The organism is Actinocorallia longicatena, from assembly GCF_039534125.1.
GTDB classification, from domain to species: Bacteria; Actinomycetota; Actinomycetes; order Streptosporangiales; family Streptosporangiaceae; genus Actinocorallia; species Actinocorallia longicatena.
The window spans coordinates 180,206-201,015 of the sequence record NZ_BAAAUV010000006.1 but is presented as its reverse complement, the minus strand read 5'-3'; the positions used below and the strand labels follow the sequence as shown (position 1 = coordinate 201,015).

Genomic DNA, 20,810 nt, shown 5'->3' with positions numbered 1-20,810 from the left:
AGTGCCCCATGCAAGGGAAGATCGCCCTGATCACGGGTGGTGCGAACGGAATCGGAGCCGCCGTCGCACGGCGGCTCACCGGGCTCGGCTGGCACGTGGTGCTGGCCGACGTCGACGTCGCCCGAGGGGAGGCGCTCGCCGCGGAGCTGAACGCCGGGGATCCGGGTGACGTTCCCACGGCGGTGTTCGTCCGGTGCGACGTGCGCGAGCCGGCGGAGAGCGTCGCCGCGGTCGCCGTCGCCACCGAGGTGTTCGGCGGGCTCGACCTGGCCTTCCTCAACGCCGGGGTGGCCACCGGCTGCGACCTCGACGCGAACTTCGACCCCGAGCGGTACCGCCGGGCGATGTCGATCAACGTCGACGGGGTGGTCTACGGCGTGCACGCGGCGCTGCCCGCGCTGCGGGCCCGCGGCGGCGGCGACATCATCGCCACCGCGAGCATGGCCGGGCTGACCGCGACGCCGTTCGACCCGGTCTACGGCGCGAACAAGGCGGCCGTCGTCGGCCTGGTGCGGGCCCTCGGCCCCAACCACGAGCCCGAGGGGATCCGGGTGAACGCCCTGTGCCCGTCGTTCGCCGAGACCGACATCCTCACCCCGCTCCGCCCCTTCCTCGGCGACTTCCCGATCCTCGAGGTCGAGACCGTCGTCGACGCCTTCGTCAAGATCCTCGCCGGCGGCCTGGCCGGCGAGGCGTGGCCGGTCGTGCCCGGCCGCGACTTCGAACCCTTCCGGTTCCGGGGCGTCCCCGGACCGCGCGCCTGAAAGGATCCGGCATGCGTGCCATCCAGATCACCGAGTTCGGCGGACCCGAGGTCCTGACCGTCGCCGACGTGCCCGAGCCGGTACCGGGCCCCGGCCAGGTCCTCATCGACGTCACGAAGGCCGGGATCAACTACGCCGACACCCACCAGGCCGAGAACTCCTACCTCGCCGCCTCCAAGCTGCCGATGATCCCCGGCGGAGAGGTCGCGGGGACCGTCGGGGGCCGCCGGGTCGTGGCCCTGCTCGACGACGGCGGGGGCTACGCCGAGAAGGCCCTCGCCTACGAGCCCGCCGTCTACGACCTGCCCGACGGGGTCGACGACTCCACCGCGCTCGGGCTGATCGTCCAGGGCGCCACCGCCTGGTTGCTGCTGCGCAAGAGCGTCCACCTGGAGCCGGGGGAGTCGGTCGTGGTCCACGCGGCCGCGGGCGGCGTCGGCACCCTCGCGGTCCAGCTCGCCAAGGCCTGGGGCGCGGGCAGGGTCATCGCCACCGCCTCCAGCGAGGACAAGCGCAAGCTCGCCCTCGACCTCGGCGCGGACGTGGCGATCGACGTCAACACCCCCGACCTCAAGGCCGCCCTGATCGAGGCGAACGGCGGCAAGCGCGTCGACGTGGTCCTGGAGATGACCGGCGGCACCGTGACCGACCAGTCCCTCGCGGCGCTGGGCCCGTTCGGGCGGCTGGCCTTCTACGGGATGGCCTCGCGTGAGCTTCCGTCGCCGATCCAGGCGCCGTCGCTGCTCAAGCACTCCACCGCGGTGATCGGCATGTGGCTGCCGCACGTCTTCCGGCTCCCCGGCGACGTCATGCGGCGGGCGATGACCGAGCTGCTCGACCTCGCGGCCGAGGGCAGGCTGAAGGTGGTCGACGGCGGCGAGTACGCCCTCGCCGACGCCCGTCTCGCCCACGAGGCGCTGCGCTCGCGCCGGACCACCGGCAAGCTCGTCCTCGACCCGAGGCGTTAGCTGAGGCCCGAGGAGACCCTGGTGACCTCGCCCGCGCGTCCGAGGATGATGCGGGCGAGGTTGTCCAGGCACTCGGTGCCCTTGCTGTAGTAGCCGCCGTGCCCGTGGACGGGGCCGGTGCGGAAGACCGTGGCGCCGAACTCGGGGGCGATCGGGTCGGTCTCGTGGCCGTAGCCGATCCAGCGCAGGTGCGGGGTGAACTCGATCGGGTCGTCGTCGGCCCTGGCCGCCCAGACGCGGGCCCCGGTGCCCAGATCGGCGACGGAGAGGGCGTCCATGCCGGGCGAGGCCAGCGCCACGATGTCGGAGACCTGGGGCAGCCGCGACGCCGCCCGCCCGATCACCACGCTCCCGTAGCTGTGCCCGACCAGGGTGATCGAGGCCCCGGCGGGCAGGGTCCGCACATAGCCGACCAGGGCGTCGGCCCCCTCGATGGCGCGCTCGGACCGGAACGCCTGCCGGTCGATGCTCTCCGGTGCGTCGTATCCGAGCCAGACCACGACGGCCGTCCGGGCGTCCGGGGCCATCGACTTCATGACCGGAAGCAGCCGCTGGGCGGCGTCGACCGGGTTGGCCTGCCGGGATCCCTCGATCAGCTTCTCGAGGTCCCAGCCCGTCCCCGGCACGAGGACGGCGATGTGCCTGGCCGTGGCGAGATCGCCGAAGACCTCGATGGCCCGCCCGTCGCCGCTCGGGTCGTAGGCGACCAGACGTCCGGGCGTGGCGGGCGCGCCGGCCACGGCGGCGCCCCCCGCCATCAGCTCCAGCTCGGGCAGGCGGGAGTGCGGATCCGTGCCCGTCAGCCAGGAGCCTCCGCCGGTGACCACGGAGAACACCGTGGTCAGGGCGAACGTCTTCAACGTCTTCACGAGCACGAACCTTACGGAACGCGGGGCGGTGCTCGCGTCAGCCCAGAAGATGACTCGCCGTGCCCCTCGCAGGTATCAGCCCGCGATGCCGTTCTCGTAGGCGAACACGACGGCCTGCGTGCGATCCCGCAGCCCGAGCTTGGTCAGGACATGCCCGACGTGCGTCTTCACCGTCTGCTCGGCCAGGTAGAGCTCACCGGCGATCTCCGAGTTCGAGAGCCCGCGGGCGATCAGCCGCAGCACGTCCAGCTCGCGCGGGGTGAGGGAGCCCGCGGCGTTCGACCGGGGCCGCTCGTGCCGGCGCCGCCGCGAGAAGTCGCCGATCAGCCGGCGGGTCACCGAGGGGGCCAGCAGGGCGTCCCCGGCGGCGATCACGCGGACGGCGTTGATCAGGTCCCCGGCGGGGGCGTCCTTCAGCAGGAACCCGCTGGCCCCGGCGCCCAGCGCCTCGTACACGTACTCGTCCAGGTCGAAGGTGGTCAGGATGAGCACCTTCGGCGAGCCCTCCGCCACGGCGATCCTCGCGGTCGCCGCGAGCCCGTCCATCTCGGGCATCCGGATGTCCATCACGATCACGTCCGGCTGGAGCTCCGCACAGAGCTTGACCGCCTCCAGCCCGTTGCCGGCCTGCCCCACCACATCGATCTCGGAATCGGAGGCCAGCAGCGTGGCCAGACCGTCCCGGATCATCACTTGATCGTCAGCGATCACCACGCGGATCATGCTGGCCATCATAGGGAAGCTCGGCGAGCACGGCCCATCCGTTGCCCTGGGGCCCCGTGAACAGCGTGCCGCCGAACAGGGCGACCCGCTCGCGCATGCCGACGAGGCCGTGCCCGCCGCCGGAGTGCTCGGGGGCGGACTTGGGCCCGTCGTCGCGGACGGCGATGCGCAGGGTCTCGGTGCCGTAGTGCACCTCGACCCGCACCGAGGCCCCGGGGGCGTAGCGGGCGGCGTTGCTGAGCGCCTCCTGGACGATCCGGAACGCCGACAGGTCCACGCCGTCGGACAGCGGCCGGGGCATCCCGGTGATCCGCAGGTCGATCGTGAGCCCGTCGTGGGCGGAGACGAGGTCGTGGATACGGTCGAGGCCCGGCTGGGGGACGCGCTCGGCCGAGTCGTCCTCCGAGCGCAGCAGGCCCACGACGCGCCGGGTCTCGGTGAGGGCGCGTCGGGCCTCGTCGCGGAGCAGCTCGAAGGTGTCCTTGGCCGGGGGCGGAAGATCGGGGATCTTGTAGGGGGCCGCCTCCGCCTGGAGGGCGATCACCGACATGTGGTGGGCGACCACGTCGTGGAGCTCGCGCGCTATCCGGGAGCGCTCCTCCAGGACTGCGGCCTTGGCCAGGTCCTGGCGGCGGAGCTCCTCGTTGGCGTCCAGGAGCTCGAGGGCCTGGTGACGGCCGCCGACGGCGTTGCCGAACAGCAGGGTGACCACCACGATGCCCGCGAGGATCATGCCGAACCAGGGGACGATCCGGCCGGTCGATATGCCGACGCCCAGCAGGACCGCTGCGGTGACCAGCCCGGTGCCGACCGCGATCCGCGAGGAGTAGGACGCCCCGACCGCGAACAGCACGAACACCAGCGCCACGATCGCCGGGACGGCCCACGGCATGAACTCCACCCCGGCGCCGATGGCCAGGCAGCTCCACAGCAGCCCCGCGACCATGATCCGCCAGGCGGCCAGCGGCCAGCGGGCGGCGGCGACGAGGGGGAAGGCCTGGGCAGCGCCGAGCGTCCAGGCCAGGGTCAGCGGGACGTGGTACTGCTGGATGTAGATCGCGATCGATCCGGCCGCCAGGCCGATGCCCAGCGCGACCGCCACGAACATCGCCGCGAGCCGCTGCCAGGTCCGGTCGGGCCAGATCAGGGTGTGGCGCGACGGCTCGGCCGGCTCCCTGAGCGCGGCGTCGATCATCGCCTCGAGGGCGTGCTTCACCGTCTGATCGTTCACAACCCCGAGGCTAGACCTCCGCCGCACCGGCCTGCGTGCCCCTTCGGGGTGAGCCTTCGCCCACCCCTCAAGTATGAAGCACATAATCCCGATTGACTTTGTAGGAATACCAGGCCAACATGGTCCGCATGACAGTGACAGCCGATGTCTCGCGCACACCCGTCTCGAAGGACCTGGCCGAACGGGCCCGTCTTCTGGCCGAGAACTGCGACGAGTGGCTGCATCGGGTGAGACTCGATCCCCAGGGGCGCTGGTACGAAAGGCTGCACGCCGACGCCGACCACGAGGTGTGGATCATCAGCTGGCTGCCCGGCCAGTCGACCGGCTTCCACGACCACGGCGGCTCGGCCGGCGCCTTCGCGGTGGCGCTCGGCAGCCTCAAGGAGGTCGCCGTCAACGGGAACGGCACCGTCAGCACCTGGACACTCGAGGCCGGGCAGGCGCACGGCTTCGGCGAGCACTACATTCACGACGTAAGGAACGTCTCGACCGCACCGGCGATCAGCGTGCACGTCTACGCGCCGGTCCTGTCGACGATCAACCGGTTCGACCTGAGCCCGTCGGGCGAGCTGGTGACCTTGAAGACCGAGCAGTCGGAGGAATGGTGACCCGCCCCGCAGGAGCACGCTCCATCGACCAGATCCTCGCCGAGGCCCGCTCCCGGCTGCACCGGATCGGCCCGGCCGAGGCCCACGCCGAGCCCGACGCCCTGCTGATCGACATCCGCCCGGCCGCCCAGCGCGCGGCCGAGGGGGAGATCCCCGGCGCGTTGATCGTCGAGCGCAATCACCTGGAATGGCGCTTCGACCCCGAGAGCGACGCCCGGCTGCCGCAGGCCACCGGCTACGACGTCCGCGCGGTCGTCTTCTGCTCCGAGGGGTACACCTCCAGCCTGGCCGCCGCGGCCCTCCAGGACCTGGGCCTGCACCGCGCGACCGACATCGCGGGCGGCTTCAAGGCCTGGAGGGCCGCGGGGCTGCCTACGGCGTAGCCCGCTCGGGCGGCCCGGCGAACGGGACGGCCACGCCCCTGCTCCGCACGATCGAGGCCGTCCGGGCGGCCACCCGGCCGAGCATCGTGCGCCGTGCGGTGCTGAGATCGGTGCGGCGCAGCTCGGCGAGCACGTCGTAGAGCCTGACCCGGCCGCCCGGCGCCTCGATGAGGGTCGGGACGAACTCGGCCTTCGTGACCTTGTAGCCCCTGCCGGACCTGGTGAAGGTGAACCGGGTGATCACGCCCTCGTTCTTGTCCCGGCCGATCTGCCCGGCGAGCAGGTTCCCCATGCCGTAGGCGACGTACTCGCCGTTGGAGGCCCGCCCGATCGGCTGGACGACGTGGGCGTGGTGGCCGACGATCAGATCGACCGCGGGCGAGGCGAGCAGGGCCCTGGCCACCTTGACCTGCATCGCGTTCGGCGCGTGCCGGTACTCGGTGCCCCAGTGCAGGCTGACGATCACGGCCTTCGCCCCGGCCCTCCGGGCGCGCCTCGCCTCGGCGAGGATCCTCGGCACGGAGATCTGGTTGGCCGTCCAGGGCCTGCCCGCGGGGAGCCGGAAGCCGTTGAAGCCGTAGGTGTAGGAAAGCTGTGCGACCGGCACCCCCGCCACGGACAGCAGGTTGGTCCTGGCCGCCTCGGCGGCGCTGCGCGCCGAGCCGGTGTGCCGGATCCCCGCGGCGTCGAGGGCCCTGAGGGTCCGCCCGACCCCGGCCGTCCCCTGGTCGAGGGTGTGGTTGGAGGCGGTCGAGCAGGTGTCGTAGCCGAGGTCGGCGAGGGCCGGGACGATCTGCGGCGGCACGCTGAACACCGGATAGCCGTGGAAGGGGCCGCGCGGCGGGGCCAGCGGGGTCTCCAGGTGGCAGATCGCCAGGTCGGCCCCGCTGATCACCGGCTTGACCGACCGCATGATCTTCCGGTAGTCGAGGGCGCCGCCCCCGTCGCGGCGGGCCTGCTCGCTGACGCCCTCGTGCAGCAGCACGTCCCCGGAGGCGACGACGGTGAAGCTCCGGGGAGCCTTGGAGCCCATCGGCACCCCCGCGGCCTTCACGGCCGCGGGCACCCCGGCGGCCTGGACGGCCGGAGCGGCCGGCTCTTCGGCGTTGACGGGCACCGTCGTGTGGGAAGAGGCACATCCGGCCGTCCCGATCAGCAGCGCAAAAGCCGCGTGACCTGCAGAGATTCGCACGAGGTTGGACGGTATCCGATCTTGGTGCCCCGGCCCGGGCCGTTTTGCCGAACCCTTGCCCGGCAAAGTCGCTACACTGAGCCCATGGCCGTGTTGCAGGAGCCGTCCTCCTCGGAGACGCAGACGCCCGGTACCCCCGGGCGGCCGACTCGCGCGCACTAGCCTCAGCGACAACCCAAGGCCCCGGGAGTAAGTTTCCCGGGGCCTTCGTCTATGTACACGAGCGATCAAGGAGTTCCCGTGTCCGAACTGCGTGTCACCCTCGCCGGAAGCGAGCGCCTGGTGGCCGCCGGCACCACGGCGGGGGAGGTGCTGGGCGCCGACCCCAAGCTGGTCGTCGCCGCGCGGGTCAACGGTGAGCTGCGCGACCTCGAGTACGCCGTCCGGGACGGCGACGACCTCGAGGGCGTGGAGATCGGCTCGAAGGACGGCCTCGACATCGTCCGCCACTCGGCGGCGCACGTCATGGCGCAGGCGGTCCAGGAGCTGTTCCCCGAGGCCAAGCTCGGTATCGGGCCGCCGGTCGAGAACGGCTTCTACTACGACTTCGACGTCAAGGACCCCTTCACCCCCGAGGACCTGAAGAAGATCGAGGCGCGGATGCGCCAGATCCAGAAGCAGGGTCAGCGCTTCTCCCGGCGCGTGGTGACCGACGACGCGGCCCGCGAGGAGCTGGCGGCCGAGCCCTACAAGCTCGAGCTGATCGGGCTCAAGGGCGGGGCGGCCGACGAGGAGTCGGTCGAGGTGGGCGGCGCCGAGCTGACCATCTACGACAACCTCGACCCCAAGTCCGGCGACCTGTGCTGGAAGGACCTGTGCCGCGGCCCGCACCTGCCGACCACCCGGAACATCCCGGCGTTCAAGCTGATGCGGTCCGGCGGAGCCTACTGGCGGGGCTCGGAGAAGAACCCGCAGCTCCAGCGCATCTACGGCACCGCGTGGGAGTCCCGCGAGAAGCAGGACGACTACCTCGCCCGCCTCGCCGAGGCCGAGAAGCGCGACCACCGCAAGCTGGGCGCCGAGCTCGACCTGTTCTCCTTCCCCGGCCAGCTCGGCTCGGGACTGCCGGTCTTCCACCCCAAGGGCGGCATCATCCGGCGCGAGATGGAGAACTACTCGCGCCTGCGCCACGAGGACGCCGGCTACTCCTTCGTCAACACCCCGCACATCACCAAGGGCCACCTGTACGAGACCTCGGGGCACCTCGACTGGTACCGCGACGGCATGTTCCCGCCCATGGAGATGGAGGGCGCGGAGTACTACCTCAAGCCGATGAACTGCCCGATGCACAACCTGATCTTCGACTCGCGGGGACGCTCCTACAAGGAGCTGCCGCTGCGCCTGTTCGAGTTCGGCACCGTGTACCGGTACGAGAAGTCGGGCGTGGTCCACGGGCTGACCCGTGTGCGCGGCATGACCCAGGACGACGCGCACATCTACTGCACCCGCGAGCAGATGCAGGACGAGCTGCACTCGCTGCTGGCGTTCGTGCTGGACCTGCTGCGCGACTACGGCCTGGACGACTTCTACCTGGAGCTGTCCACCCGCAACCCGGCCAAGTCGGTCGGCACCGACGAGGAGTGGGAGGAGGCGACCGACGCGCTGCGCGAGGCCGCCGAGAACTCCGGCCTCACCCTGGTGCCCGACCCCGAGGGCGCGGCCTTCTACGGGCCGAAGATCTCGGTGCAGGTCAAGGACGCCATCGGCCGCACCTGGCAGATGTCGACCATCCAGGTGGACTTCCAGCTGCCGCAGCGCTTCGAGCTGGAGTACCAGGCCGCCGACGGGACCCGCCAGCGCCCGATCATGATTCACCGGGCGCTGTTCGGCTCGATCGAGCGGTTCTTCGGCGTGCTGCTGGAGCACTACGCGGGCGCGATGCCGCCGTGGCTGGCCCCGGTGCAGGTCGTCGGCATCCCGATCGCCGACGAGCACAACGGCTACCTCGCCGAGATCGCCGCCAAGCTCAGGGCGGGGGGCGTCCGGGTCGAGGTCGACGACTCCAGCGACCGGATGCAGAAGAAGATCCGCAACGCCCAGAAGCAGAAGGTCCCCTTCATGCTGCTGGCCGGTGACGAGGACGTCGCCAAGGGCGCGGTCTCCTTCCGGTACCGGTCGGGCGAGCAGAACAACGGCGTCCCGGTCGACGAGGCCGTCGCCGAGATCGTGAAGGCCGTCAGGGACCGCGTCCAGGTCTGACGCGGAAGGCAAGGGCCGCTCCCCGCCGGGGGGCGGCCCTTCGCGCGCGGGAGAACTTCCCCCCGCCTTGTTGGACATTTCAGTAATATCCCCGCATGACGGGGATTCATGGCGAACGGGCGCCGCTACGGGATCGACTGCTCGACGCCGCGTTCCAGCTGGTCGAGACCAAGGGCTGGCAGCGTCTGAGGGTCGCACACGTGGCCGCCGCGGCGGGGGTGAGCAGGCAGAGCGCCTACAACGAGTTCGGCTCGAAGGACGCGCTGGGGGAGGCGCTGGTCGTCCGGGAGTTCCAGCGCCACCTGGACGGCCTCAAGGAATGCCTGATGGACCACCGCGACGACGCGACCGCGGCCGTCGAGGACGCGGTGCTCTACACGTTCAGGTCGGCCGAGGCGAGTCCGCTCCTGGCCAGCATCCTGACCAGTGCCAGGGTCGGCTGGGGGGCCGAGGAACTGGTCGAGATGTTCCGCACGAGGTCCGAGCCGCTGCTGCCCTACGCGGTCCGCGTCGTCGCCGACCTCGTGGGCCGCTACCGGCCCGACCTCGACCGCCCCTCGGTGGAGCTGTGCGTCGACATGGTCATCCGGGTCACGATCGGCTACCTCGTGACCCCCGACGGCAGCCATGAGGACTCGGCGCACCGCATCGCCCTCATGGCCGACCGCGTCCTGGCTCCCGTCTAGGCCGTGTCTTACGGCTTACGGCTTACGGCCGAGGCCGCAGATGGCGTCGACGGCGCCGAGGGCGGTGCCGACCTCGGGGTCGTCGGGGCGCCACAGCGAGGTGGGGACGACGCCGGGCTCGATGAGTTCGAGGCCGGTGAAGAAGCTCGCGATGTGCTCCGGGCTGCGCAGGTGGTAGGAGCTGGCCGAGTTGGCGTTGTAGGCGGCGATGGCCTGGTTGAGGTCGGCATTGGTGTCGGTGCCGTCGCTCAGGGCCAGGTAGCTGCCCGGCGGCAGCGCCTCGAGCAGCCGCTTGACGATCCCCTCGGGGTCGTCGGAGTCGGGGATCTGGCCCAGGATGCCCAGCAGGGTGAGCGCCACCGGCCGGCTGAAGTCCAGGGTCTCGGCCGCGAGGGCGAGGATCCTGTCCGGGTCGCGGACGTCGGCGTCGAGGTAGGCGCAGGCCCCCTCGGGGGTGCTCGCCAGCAGCGCCTCGGCGTGGACCAGTACGAGCGGGTCGTTGTCGACGTAGACGATCCGCGAGTCGGGGGCCAGGCGCTGGGCGACCTCGTGGGTGTTGTCGGCCGAGGGCAGACCGGTGCCGATGTCCAGGTACTGCCGGATCCCGCACTCTCCCGCGAGATGACCGACCGCGCGGGACAGGAAACGCCGCTGCAACCTGGCCAGCAGCGCGATGTCCGGCGCCATCTGGAGGATCATGTCGCCGACCTGACGATCCGGCGGATAGTGGTCCTTGCCGCCGAGCAGATAGTTCCAGGTCCGTGCCGAGTGCGGCAGATGTGCCTGGAGCCGGTCCGGGATACCGGTGATGTCGTTGTCAGGGACGCCCAAGTCGCTCATGAGGGAAAGCGTCACACAAACCAGGCGCCGATGTCCGCGATTCGAGGGTCTCGGTGAAGCCTCCGTCCCGGTTCATCACGATCCGGCCGGTCTCCCTGCCGTGCCGCGCCTCGTGGCGCTCCCGCTGGGTCAGGCCCGAGCAGATCGCGCGGGTCGCCAGGAAGGCCAGGACGGGGCCCGCGAAGACCGCGATCCGGAAGAACCACGTCACCGCGTAGAGCGACAGATGGAACCGGACCGCGATCTGGTCGTTGGCCGACGCCGCCCACAGCAGTCCGTAGAAGGCGACCCCCGCCGCGCCGAACGCGGTCCGCAGGACGGCCTCGCGCGGCCGATCGGGAAGCAGGTGGATCCGGTCGTCGCCGGTGAACCGCCGCTCCAGCCAGGGCCAGGCCGCCAGGACGGTGAAGAAGCCGCCGGGCACGAGCAGCGCGGGCACCAGGACGGCCAGCGTCAGGGGACGGCCCGCGATCTCCGGCTCCCAGCCGGGCATGATCCGCACGGCGCCGTCCAGGAAGCCCATGTACCAGTCCGGCACCGCCCCCGCGGTGATCGCGCCGGGCCGGAACGGGCCGTACTTCCACACGGGGTTGATCTGGAAGAGCGTCCCGAGCAGCGCCAGCACCCCGAAGGTGTAGAGCCCCAGGGCGGCTCCGGTGGCGCGCGACGGCCTGGACGGGCGGCGCAGCGCGGCGAACAGCACGGCCATCAGCAGCGGGAGGACGGTGATGTGCAGCCAGTACGCCCGCGGGATGACGTCGTCGCCGGGGACGTCGGAGCCGAAGACCAGGAAGGTCAGCCGCGTTCCGATCACGGGGACCGACTGGGTGATCCCCTGGATGAGGCCGAGGCTTCCGCCCGACAGCATGTCGTCGGGGAGCAGCCCGCCCGTGACGCCCGCGACCATGCCGAGCGGCAGCATCGCCACCCAGATCAGCCAGTTCCGGACGCCCGGCCGCCGGAAGGTCCCCGTCAGGAACTTGCCGAGCAGGCGGCAGCAGACGGCGGCGACGAAGACCAGCGCCGCCCAGTGGTGGATCTGCCGCATCAGCAGCCCGCCCCTGACGTCGAAACCGATGTCGAGCGTCGAGGAGTAGGCCGCGCTCACCGGCACTCCGCGCAGTGGCACATACGAGCCGTCGTAGTCGACGCGCTCCATGCCCGGATCGTAGAAGAAGGTCAGGAAGGCCCCGGTGAGGAGCAGCACGAGGAAGGAGTGGACGGCCACCTCCCCGAACAGCGATGACCAGTGGCCGTCCCGTGCGGCCCGTCGCGAACGTCCGTCGGCACCCATCGGATCGCCTCTCTGTCGGATGTCCATATGACCTCCGGCGGGTGCGGGATGTGACACCGCGGGGCTGTGAGCCCTGTCTCTCCGGCTCGACAGAATCCGGAATCTGTAGAGCTCCGGGTGGCGGAGGGCCGCGGAAATCGTCCGGAGGTGCGCAGAAATCCGGCGGGCGGCGTGTCACTCTCCTCGGCATGAGGAGACTTGTCGCGGGTGCCGCGCTGGTGTGCGCGGCCGTCGCCGGGATACCGCAGGGGGCTTCGGCCGCAGGTGAATGGCGGACGGTGCCGCTGCCGTTCCTGTGGCCGAACAACGCGATCAACGGGCTGGCGGTGCAGAACCCGTCGAGCGTCTGGGTGGCCGGCTACCAGGGGCAGTACTGCGTCCGGGGACCCTCTCCCTACTCCTGCCTGCTCTACAGCCCCGGCAACCCCGTCGTGCGGCGGTGGGACGGCACCAGGTGGCTCGAGTACCCGCTGGGCTCGGCGCCGAAAGGGCCCATCCACGCCGTCGGGGCGTCGGGCGCGGAGGTCTGGATCGCCGACATCTCGGGCTACCTCGCACGGTTCGACGGGACGGCGTTCACGAAGGTCGCGACGCCGATGGGCCTCTCGGCGTCGCCCCTGTCGGTGAACCCCGCCGGGGTGTGGGTGAAGCAGTTCATCAGCTCGACCGGCGAGGGCGGCCAGTTCCGCTGGACGGGTTCCGGCTGGGCGGAGACCGCGATGCCCCCGGGGGTGCGCGGGATCTCGGGCGAGGTGTCGTCGGTCGTGGCGGGCGAGGCCTGGGCCAAGGCCTACGTGGACGGCGCCTATGTGCTGCTGCGCTGGAACGGGACCTCGTGGGCGGACGCGGGGCCGATCCCGTCGCTCGGTCCCTACAGCACGGTCCACGACCTCGACGCGGTGGGACCGGGCGAGGCAGTCGCGGTCGTTCATCCGATCGCCAGCTCCGCCGACCCGAGCCGGGCCTACCGCTACAAGGACGGCGTCTGGACCCAGATCCCGACGCCGGGCCTCGACCTCACCGGGGTGACCGTGGACGGTCTCGGCAGGCTCTACGGGCTCGGCACCGAGATCTACCGCTACGACGGTTCGGCCTGGCAGGAGCAGGCGTTCCCGGGCGGCGCCCTCACCCCGGTCCCCGGCTCCGACGCGTTCTGGGCCCACCGCACCCCGCCCACGACCGTCTCGACCAACTCCTGAACAGCCCGCAGGGGGCGTCCCGCCCGGCCCGGTCCTGCGTCTACGCTGGTGGGAACGGCGGTGGGAAGGGCGTACGGGGTGAACGAGCCGGTGGGGCTGGCGGGTGAGGCGGCGGCGTCGTCGCTGCGCTCGGTCGTGGCGGGGAACATGCGGAGGATCAGGCTCGCCCGGGGTCTCAGCCTGCGGGAGCTGTCGGAGTCGACCGGGGTGAGCAAGGCGCTGCTGTCGCAGATCGAGCGCGGCGTGGCGAACCCGACGATCGAGGTGCTGTCGCGGGTGGCGCGGGCCCTGGGCGAGAGCTTTTTGGAGCTGGCGCGGCCGCGGCTGATGGAGCCGCAGGTGCTGCGGGCGGTCGCCGGCGGCGACGACGCGGGAGTGCGGATCCTGTTCGCCTCGGGCGAGCGGCTGCGGTTCGAGGTGTCGGAGGGCGTGATCCCGGCCGGGACCCGGAGCCCGCGCAGCTCCCACGGCATGGGCTCGGTCGAGCACGCCTACATCGTGTCCGGCGCGGTGTCGGTGTCGTCGCTGGACTGGACCGTCGAGCTTGGCGCCGGTGACTCGGTCAGGTTCGCGGGCGAGCACGACCATGTCTACGTCACCGGCGCCGAGCCGGTGCGGGTGCTGACCCTGCTGTCGTTCGACGAGATCTGAGGGCGGATCCCGCTCAGCCGAGCCAGCGGCCGTCCGCGTCCGGGACGCTCGCCAGCAGGGCGCGCGTGTAGGGGTCGGCCGGGGCGTCCAGGACCCGGCCCGTCGGGCCCTCCTCGCGGCAGCGGCCCTCGCTGAGCACGTAGACACGGTCGGTGACCTGCCGGACGACGGCCAGGTCGTGGGTGATGAACAGCAGCGCCATCGACAGCGACTCCCGCAGCCCGGCCAGCAGGTCGAGGATCTGCGCCTGGACCGTCACGTCGAGCGCCGACACCGACTCGTCGCAGATCAGCAGGGCCGGACGGCCGGCGACGGCCCGGGCGATCGCCACCCGCTGACGTTCGCCGCCCGACATCCCGGCGGGCCGCCTGCCCGCCACCGAGGCCTTCAGCCCGACCAGACCCAGCAGCTCGGCGACCTCCGCGCTCCCGGCGGGCCGCCCGGCCGCGCGCAGCGCCTCGGCCAGGACCGCGCCGACGCTCCGGACGGGATTGAGCGAGGAATAGGGGTCCTGGAAGACCATCTGCGCGGTGCGCAGGACCCGGCCGCGGGCGTCGCGGGGCAGCGCCGACAGCGCGCGGTAGCGCTGCCCGCCGAGCGTTATCTCGCCGCCGTCGGGCGTCTCCAGCCCGACGACGCAGCGCGCCAGGGTCGTCTTGCCCGATCCCGACTCCCCGACGACCCCGACCGCCTCACCCGGCGCGATCCGCAGATCGACCCCGGCCAGCGCGGGCCGCGACGCCCCGGGGAAGGTCCGGGTGAGACCGCGGACCTCCAGCAGCGCGGACCCCTCCGTACGGGCCGTGTCCTCCGCGGCGGCCGCGGGCGGTGCCGCCTTCATGCCGGGAAGCTCGCCGGAGCGCACGCAGGCCGAGGAACGGCCGATCCCCGCGGGCAGCGGCTCGGGCCGCCCGTCGAGGCAGGCGTCGGTGACCAGGGCGCACCGGTCGGCGAAGGAGCACCGGCCGAGCACGTCGTCGTGGGCGGGCACGCCGCCCGGCACCGCGGGGACGACGGTGAGCCGCCGGTCCAGCGGCGGCTCGGCGGCCAGCAGCGCCCGCGTGTAGGGATGGGCGGGGGCGCGGTGGACGGCCGCGGCGGGCCCCGTCTCCATGACCCTGCCCGCGTAGAGGACGAGCACGTCGTCGCAGAGCGAGAACGCGACCCGCAGATCATGGGTGATGAGCACGAACGCCATCGCCCGGTCCCGCTGGATGCGCCGGATCAGCGTCAGGACCTCGCGCTGCGTGGTGACGTCCAGCGCGGTCGTGGGCTCGTCGGCGACGAGGATGCCGGGATCTCCGGACAGCGCGCAGGCCAGCCCGGCCCGCTGGCGCATCCCGCCGGACAGCTCGAACGGCCTGCGCTCGGCGACCTCGGCGGGGAGCCCGACCTCGGCCAGCCGCCGCGCCACCTCCGCGTCGGTCCTGAGCCGGGCGGGAAGGCCGTCGGCGATCTGCCGGCCGATCCTCCGCAGCGGGTTGAGCAGCGTGAAGGGGTCCTGCATCAGCAGTGACACCGTCGTGCCGCGCAGCGCGCGCAGGGCCTTCGGGTCCGCCGAGACCCTGACCCCGGCCAGATCGACGTCGCCCGAGGCGGCCAGCCCCGGGGGGAGCAGCCCGAGCATCGCCCGGACGGCCAGCGACTTGCCCGATCCGGACTCCCCGACGATCGCCAGCGACCGTCCCGGCTCGACCGCGAAGCCGACCTCCGACAGGAGCGTCCGGCCTCCGGCCAGGCCGACCCGCAGGTTCTCGACGAGCACGCCGTGCCTGTTCTCCGTCATCGTGCCAGCATCCGTTCCTCGGCCCGTTCCTGAAGCCAGTCGCCGACGACGTTGACGGCGGCGGCCGTGATGATGATGGCCAGCCCGGGCGCGACCGAGGCCCACGGATTGGCGAAGAGCTGGGACTTGTTGTCGGCCAGGGTCCGGCCCCAGTCGGGCGAGCCGGGCGGCACGCCGAGGCCGAGGAAGGACAGCGAGGCCAGCGAGACCAGCGCGTAGGCGAAGTTCAGGAAGGTGTTCGCGAGCGCCACCGGCACGATGTTCGGCCACACGTGACGCGACATGATCCGCCAGGCGGGCAGGTTCTGCAGCCGCGCCGCCTCGACGTACGGCCTGCCTCGCTGTTCCAGGACGGCGCCGCGCACCACCCGGGCGTCGGTGGGGGAGAACAGCACGATCAGCACGATGATCGCCAGCCCGTAGCCGCCGCCCATCACCCCGGCCACGACGATGGCCACGAGCAGCGGCGGGACCGACAGCATGAGGTCGGCCCAGCGCATGGCCAGCCCGTCGGCCCAGCCGCCCAGATATCCGGCGGGCAGCCCGGTGAGGTTGCCGATGAGCATCGACCCGGCGCTGACGGCCAGCGCGCCGAGCACCGCGGTCCGCGCCCCGGCGATCAGCAGCTGGAGGACGTCGCGGCCCAGGTCGTCGGTACCGAGGGGATGGCCGGGGCCCGGGTAGGTGATGCCGAGGGTCAGGTCCTGCTCGGTGGCGTCGGGGACGATCAGCCAGGAGAACAGGGCGCAGAACAGTGCGACGGCGACGACGAGCAGGGCGACCGCGACGGCGGGACCGGGGAACCGCGGCCGCCTCACCGTGACGCCCCGAGCCGGATGCGCGGATCGGCCAGCGTGTATCCGACGTCCACGAGGAGGTTCACCACCGAGATCAGGAGGGTGAGGAGCAGGGCGAGGGCCTGGACGACCGGGACGTCCTTGAAGGTCACCGAGTCGACCAGCAGCGAGCCCAGGCCGGGCAGCGCGAAGGTCACCTCGACCAGGACCGTCCCGGCGAGGGTGCTGGTCACGATGAGCCCGGCGGCCGTCAGGATCGGGATCAGCGAGTTGCGCAGGGCGTACCAGAGCACCAGCCGCGACGGCAGGCCGCGGGCCCGGGCGAAGACCACGTAGTCCTGGTCGAGCTGGCGGATCAGCGCCGCCCGGGTGAAGCGGACGAGGAGCCCCGCGGCCCCGGTGGCCAGGGCGATCGCCGGGAGCGTGAGATGCGCGATCCGCCCGCCGAGGCCCTCGCCGGGCCCGTAGACGGGGAACCACGGGTTGTAGACGGCGAACACCATGAGCAGGACGAGCCCGACCGCGAACGGAGGGGCGCTCATCCCGGCGACGGCGGCCGTCACGGAGATCCGGTCGGCGGCGCGGCCGCGGCGGACGGCGCCGAGGATCCCCAGCGGGACGCCCGCGAGGACGGCCAGGAGCGTCCCGTAGGCGGTGAGCTCCAGGGTGAGCGGGAGCCGGGAGCCGATCGCCTCGGTCACCGGGATCCCGGTCCTGATCGAGGTGCCGAGGTCGCCGGTCAGCGCCCCGCCGAGCCAGCGCAGGTACTGGACGGCCACCGGATCGTCGAGGTGGTACTGGGCGCGGATCGCCGCGACCGTCTCCGGGGAGGCGGGCCGGGTGCCCAGCAGGGTCTGCTCGACGGAGCCCGGTGCCAGGTAGAGCAGCCCGAACACGCCGATGGACAGCAGCAGCAGGACCACGAGCGTGCCGCCGAGCCGGCGCAGGAGGAAGGCGCCGCCGATGGCGCGGCGCGGTCCCGTCGTGACCGGGGGCGGCTCGGGGTTCACGTGGTCCCTCCCGAGGTCAGCACGCCGTGGCGGGTGAGCCAGCCGATGGTCCGGTCGCGCGCGTCGGCGCAGTGGCCGGGCTCGACCAGCTCGTGGCCCTCGCGCGGGTAGGTCACCAGCGAGGTGGTGACGCCCGCGGCGGCGAAGGCGCGGTAGAGCCGTTCGGCCTCGCCGACCGTGGTGATCCGGTCCTGCTCGCCGTGCAGGATCAGGGTCGGGGTGGTGACCTTCGCCGCGTGGTGGAGCGGGGAGCGGGCGGCGAGGAATTCGCGGCCCTGCGGGGTCGCCGGGTCGGCGTCGCGGTGGTAGACGGCGTCGTAGCCGCCGCCGATGGCGCTGGCGGCCCGGAAGCCGATCCAGTCGCCGACCCCCGACATGACGACGGCCGCGCGGAACCGCCCGGTGCGGGTCACGGCCCAGGCTGTCAGGTAGCCGCCGTAGCTGAGCCCGCCGATGGCCTGCCGGTCCGGGTCGGCGCCGGCCCGGCCGATCAGGAGGTCGGCCCCGGCCAGGACGTCGGCCAGGTCGTCCTCGCCGAAGCCGCCGATCACGGCCCTGGCGTGCTCCTGACCGCGTCCGCTGCTGCCGCGCGGGTTGGGGAGCAGCACCGCCGCACCCGCCAGGGCCAGCGGCAGGGCCATCTGGTTGGACTCCGCGGGGGCGAACGACTGCGCCCACAGCCAGGTCGGGCCGCCGTGGACGAGGACGACGAGCGGGAACGGGCCGTCGCCCTCGGGCCGCAGCAGAAGGCCCTCGATCGTGCGGCCGTCGGGTGAGGTCCAGGCGAGATCCTCGCGGACGACGCCGTCGGCGAGCCCGGCCAGGTGGGCGTTGAAGGAGGTCCTGGCCGTGAACCCGCCGGTGGCCAGCGGGCCGACGGCGACCTCGGGCGGGCTGCCGGGGTCCTCCCAGACGGTCACGGTCAGGCCGTCGCCGCACGGGGCGAGGGACGGCTGGCCGTCGCGGCCGCCCAGGGCGCCCCGGGCCGTCCAGCGGTGCAGGACGGTGCCGTCGGCCGCGAGCACGCCGCCCTGCACGCCCGTGCCCGACCAGCCGGTGAACCACAGGGTGCCGTCGTCGAGCCAGCCGAGGTCGGTGACGTCGTCGACGCCCTCCCAGCGGGTCGTCTCCCCGGAGGACAGGTCGAGATGCAGGATCCGGCCGGACACGATCGACAGGCCCTCCAGCACCACCGCGCGGCTGCCGTCGGGGGACAGGCGGGGCCTGGCCAGCTGCCAGGGGGTGGACAGCAGGTGGAAGACCGGGCCGCCGCCCAGGTCGGCGAGGACCAGGGAGGGGCGGTAGTAGCCGCCGGGCGACGGGTCGGCGGACACCACCGCGAGGGCGTGATCGCCGCCCGTCCAGTCGGCCTCCCAGACGGTCCTCGGGCCGAGCGGGACGGCCGTGGCCCCGCCGGCTCCGGCGCGGGCGCGGACCAGGCGCCGCAGCCGCTCTCCCGGAACGTCGACGCGCGGCTCGGCGGTGTCGGCGACCCGCAGGCCCAGGTGCATGCCGTCGCGGTCGCTGCCGGGGTCGGCGACCCGGGCAAGGATCTCGCCGCCGGCCGCGACGATCAGGTCCTCGACGGCTCCCCCGACGGGCAGCGACCAGAGGATCTCGCCGGTCGCGGGGTCGAGCTCCTCGATCCGGCCGAGGGTCCCGGCGACCGCCAGCAGCCGTCCGGTGCCCGGGATCCAGCGGGGCAGCACGTGCCCCGACCCCGGGACGGGCCGCGCCGCGCCGCCCGCGGTGTCCAGCACATGGATCACGGAGCCGTCGCCGGAGGGGAGGGCGAAGGCGATCCGCCCGCCGTCCGCGACGACGTCCCAGGGGATCCGCGCCGAGGACAGCAGCGTGTGGGCGGCGCGGGGGTCGGCGGTCACTTCGGGCCGACCCGCGCGGCCCAGGGGCCGATGAAGAAGTACGGGCCGTAGTCCTTGACCGTGACCTTCGGCCCGAACGCGGTCGCGGCCTGCCCCCACCACAGCGGCTGGTAGGGGACGTCGGCGGCGGAGCGGGTGAGCGCGTCGCCGATCAGCCTGCCGCGGGCCGCGACGTCGGTCGTGGCCTTGGCGTCGTCGAGGGCCCTGGTGACCTCGGCGACGTCGTAGGAGGCGATGTTGGTGCCGCCCTTGCCGGCGTTGGCCCCGTTGAGGAGCTGCTGGGTGAACTCGCCCGGATCGCCGGTGGTCGCGAAGTACCAGCCGAAGGCGATCCCCGCCTTCCGCTCGGTGAGCTCGGCGATCCACGCCTCGAGCGTCACCTCCTTGACGGTCAGCTCGATGCCGAGTTCCCTGAGGTTCTGGGCGAGGGTGAGAGCGGCCTTGCCGAGCTGCGGCCCGCTGTTGGGGTAGTGCAGCTCGGCCTTGAAGCCCTTCGGAGCCTTGGACAGCGCGAGTTCCTCCCTGGCCTTGGCGAGGTCGAAGCCGTACTGCGGGATCCCGGCGTACATCGCGGTGACCTGGTCGGCGGGCAGCCCGCCCCACTGCGCGGGCGAGGGAAGCGTCGTGGCGACCTCGGCGTGCCCGCCCAGCACGCTCTTCACGATCCCCGGACGGTCGACGGCGTGCGCGACGGCCTTGCGGACGTGGACGTCGTCGAACGGCGCGACCGCGGTGTTGAAGGCGAGCGTGACGAGGGAGCGGTCGGTGGTCGTGAGGACGTCGACGCCGGACAGGGCCTCCCACTGGGAGAGCTGCTCCAGCGGGACGTTCAGCGCGATGTCGGCCGATCCCTGGCGCATGGCGAGCAGCCGGGTGGAGTCGTCGGTGATGAAGTCGATCCGGATCTTCGCGATCGCGGCCTTCCCGCCCCACCAGGAGTCGTTGCGCTCGAGCGTGACATGGGAGTCGGGCGCGAACTCGGTGACCTTGTACGGGCCGGTGCCGAGGATCTTCGTGTCCGGCGTGCCGATCTTGTCGCCGTTCTTCAGGAAGGCGGCGCTGGTGACCAGGAGGGTGCCGGGGGAGACGGTCCACTCGAAGGAGCTGTCGGTCTGCTTGAGGACGATGGTGACCTCGTGCTCGCCGGTGGCCCTGATCGAGTCGACGCCCGCGTAGGCGTAGGCGAACGCCGAGGTCGATCCGGTCTTCGCGTTGGCCTCGAGGCTGGCGACGACGTCGGCGGCCGTCACGGGGGAACCGTCGGCGAAGGTGACGCCCTGGCGCAGCTTGTAGACGAAGGTCTTGGCGTCGGTGCTCGTCCAGGACTCGGCCAGGGCGGGCACCAGCTTGCCGTCGGCGCCGACGCCGACCAGGGCCTCCTGGCAGAGCAGCGCGACGACGTAGTTCATGATCCCGGCCTCGCGGCTCACGTCGAGGGTGCTGATCGAGGAGGGGAGCGCCACCTTCAGGACGTCGAGGGTGCCGCCGGTCGCGGCCTTTCCGCCGGAGGAGGGCGCGCCGCACGCGGCCAGCAGGCCCGGCACGGTCGCGACGCCGCCGAGGACGGCGATGGAGCGCAGGAGGCTGCGGCGGTTGAGCTGAGCCTTGGCGTGAACGTCCATGGGGGCCTTTCCTGTGTTCACTATGGCTTTCACCTGCGGCGTCTACCATAACTGCCCGAATGGAAAGGAAGAGTATTCGCGAGGTAGGGTGCGGTCAAGCGACCT

General features: G+C 72.4%; 19 protein-coding genes. 8 read left to right on the top strand and 11 right to left on the bottom strand.

Going from position 1 to position 20,810, the window contains the following annotated elements; genetic code table 11:
- The first annotated feature begins 8 nt into the window (after positions 1-8).
- Positions 9-764, top strand: coding sequence for an SDR family oxidoreductase (locus ABD785_RS14345; protein ID WP_344827734.1), 756 nt, complete (start codon positions 9-11; stop codon positions 762-764).
- A gap of 11 nt (positions 765-775) precedes the next feature.
- Complete coding sequence (locus ABD785_RS14340; protein WP_344827731.1) at positions 776-1,732, top strand: quinone oxidoreductase family protein; 957 nt, start codon at positions 776-778, stop codon at positions 1,730-1,732.
- Here ABD785_RS14340 and ABD785_RS14335 read toward each other — a convergent pair.
- From ABD785_RS14335 to ABD785_RS14325, 3 genes are all read right to left on the bottom strand, one after another.
- The gene (locus ABD785_RS14335; RefSeq protein ID WP_344827728.1) at positions 1,729-2,601 is read right to left on the bottom strand and encodes an alpha/beta hydrolase; all 873 of its coding nucleotides are present in this window, start codon (positions 2,599-2,601) and stop codon (positions 1,729-1,731) included. The two genes, ABD785_RS14340 and ABD785_RS14335, sit on opposite strands and share 4 nt — an antisense overlap.
- Positions 2,602-2,676: 75 nt before the next feature.
- A complete protein-coding gene (locus ABD785_RS14330; RefSeq protein WP_344827724.1) occupies positions 2,677-3,324 on the bottom strand; it encodes a response regulator in 648 nt (215 codons plus the stop codon).
- Positions 3,302-4,555, bottom strand: coding sequence for a histidine kinase (locus tag ABD785_RS14325; RefSeq protein WP_344827721.1), 1,254 nt, complete (start codon positions 4,553-4,555; stop codon positions 3,302-3,304). Before ABD785_RS14325 ends, ABD785_RS14330 begins: the two co-directional genes overlap by 23 nt.
- Positions 4,556-4,683: 128 nt before the next feature.
- On the opposite strand from ABD785_RS14325, the gene ABD785_RS14320 reads away from it, so the two are divergent.
- Both ABD785_RS14320 and ABD785_RS14315 read left to right on the top strand, forming a co-directional pair.
- Complete coding sequence (locus tag ABD785_RS14320; RefSeq protein WP_344827718.1) at positions 4,684-5,163, top strand: cysteine dioxygenase; 480 nt, start codon at positions 4,684-4,686, stop codon at positions 5,161-5,163.
- Positions 5,157-5,546 carry a rhodanese-like domain-containing protein gene (locus ABD785_RS14315; RefSeq protein ID WP_344827715.1) on the top strand — a complete coding sequence of 130 codons (390 nt, stop codon included), beginning with the start codon at positions 5,157-5,159 and terminating at the stop codon, positions 5,544-5,546. Before ABD785_RS14320 ends, ABD785_RS14315 begins: the two co-directional genes overlap by 7 nt.
- Here the strand turns inward: ABD785_RS14315 and ABD785_RS14310 are convergent.
- The gene (locus tag ABD785_RS14310) at positions 5,536-6,663 is read right to left on the bottom strand and encodes a CapA family protein (RefSeq protein ID WP_344827712.1); all 1,128 of its coding nucleotides are present in this window, start codon (positions 6,661-6,663) and stop codon (positions 5,536-5,538) included. The two genes, ABD785_RS14315 and ABD785_RS14310, sit on opposite strands and share 11 nt — an antisense overlap.
- Positions 6,664-6,978: 315 nt before the next feature.
- On the opposite strand from ABD785_RS14310, the gene thrS reads away from it, so the two are divergent.
- Both thrS and ABD785_RS14300 read left to right on the top strand, forming a co-directional pair.
- On the top strand, positions 6,979-8,937 hold the full coding sequence (gene thrS / locus ABD785_RS14305) for a threonine--tRNA ligase (protein ID WP_344827709.1): 1,959 nt from the start codon (positions 6,979-6,981) through the stop codon (positions 8,935-8,937).
- A 95-nt stretch (positions 8,938-9,032) separates the two neighbouring features.
- Entirely contained in the window at positions 9,033-9,623 is a 591-nt protein-coding gene (locus tag ABD785_RS14300) for a TetR family transcriptional regulator (RefSeq protein WP_344827706.1), read from the top strand.
- Between the two features lie 15 nt (positions 9,624-9,638).
- On the opposite strand, the gene ABD785_RS14295 is transcribed toward ABD785_RS14300, so the two are convergent.
- Both ABD785_RS14295 and ABD785_RS14290 read right to left on the bottom strand, forming a co-directional pair.
- Positions 9,639-10,463 carry an SAM-dependent methyltransferase gene (locus tag ABD785_RS14295; RefSeq protein WP_344827703.1) on the bottom strand — a complete coding sequence of 275 codons (825 nt, stop codon included), beginning with the start codon at positions 10,461-10,463 and terminating at the stop codon, positions 9,639-9,641.
- Entirely contained in the window at positions 10,441-11,757 is a 1,317-nt protein-coding gene (locus ABD785_RS14290; protein WP_344827700.1) for a cytochrome b, read from the bottom strand. Before ABD785_RS14290 ends, ABD785_RS14295 begins: the two co-directional genes overlap by 23 nt.
- A gap of 188 nt (positions 11,758-11,945) precedes the next feature.
- Here ABD785_RS14290 and ABD785_RS14285 point away from each other — a divergent pair, with 188 nt between their 5' ends.
- Complete coding sequence (locus ABD785_RS14285) at positions 11,946-12,956, top strand: hypothetical protein (RefSeq protein ID WP_344827697.1); 1,011 nt, start codon at positions 11,946-11,948, stop codon at positions 12,954-12,956.
- Between the two features lie 78 nt (positions 12,957-13,034).
- Positions 13,035-13,607 carry a helix-turn-helix domain-containing protein gene (locus tag ABD785_RS14280; RefSeq protein ID WP_344827694.1) on the top strand — a complete coding sequence of 191 codons (573 nt, stop codon included), beginning with the start codon at positions 13,035-13,037 and terminating at the stop codon, positions 13,605-13,607.
- A gap of 13 nt (positions 13,608-13,620) precedes the next feature.
- Here ABD785_RS14280 and ABD785_RS14275 read toward each other — a convergent pair whose 3' ends face one another.
- Genes ABD785_RS14275 through ABD785_RS14255 form a run of 5 tightly spaced genes read right to left on the bottom strand, consistent with a single transcriptional unit; the run spans position 13,621 to position 20,705 of the window.
- Positions 13,621-15,393 carry an ABC transporter ATP-binding protein gene (locus ABD785_RS14275; RefSeq protein WP_344827691.1) on the bottom strand — a complete coding sequence of 591 codons (1,773 nt, stop codon included), beginning with the start codon at positions 15,391-15,393 and terminating at the stop codon, positions 13,621-13,623.
- Complete coding sequence (locus tag ABD785_RS14270) at positions 15,390-16,211, bottom strand: ABC transporter permease (protein WP_344827688.1); 822 nt, start codon at positions 16,209-16,211, stop codon at positions 15,390-15,392. Before ABD785_RS14270 ends, ABD785_RS14275 begins: the two co-directional genes overlap by 4 nt.
- Positions 16,208-17,200: an ABC transporter permease gene (locus ABD785_RS14265; protein ID WP_344827685.1), complete on the bottom strand. Its 993-nt coding sequence runs from the start codon at positions 17,198-17,200 to the stop codon at positions 16,208-16,210. The genes ABD785_RS14270 and ABD785_RS14265 overlap by 4 nt, the downstream gene beginning before the upstream one ends.
- On the bottom strand, positions 17,197-19,083 hold the full coding sequence (locus ABD785_RS14260) for an alpha/beta hydrolase family protein (protein WP_344827682.1): 1,887 nt from the start codon (positions 19,081-19,083) through the stop codon (positions 17,197-17,199). Before ABD785_RS14260 ends, ABD785_RS14265 begins: the two co-directional genes overlap by 4 nt.
- Positions 19,080-20,705: an ABC transporter substrate-binding protein gene (locus ABD785_RS14255; protein ID WP_344827679.1), complete on the bottom strand. Its 1,626-nt coding sequence runs from the start codon at positions 20,703-20,705 to the stop codon at positions 19,080-19,082. The genes ABD785_RS14260 and ABD785_RS14255 overlap by 4 nt, the downstream gene beginning before the upstream one ends.
- Positions 20,706-20,810 lie beyond the last annotated feature (105 nt).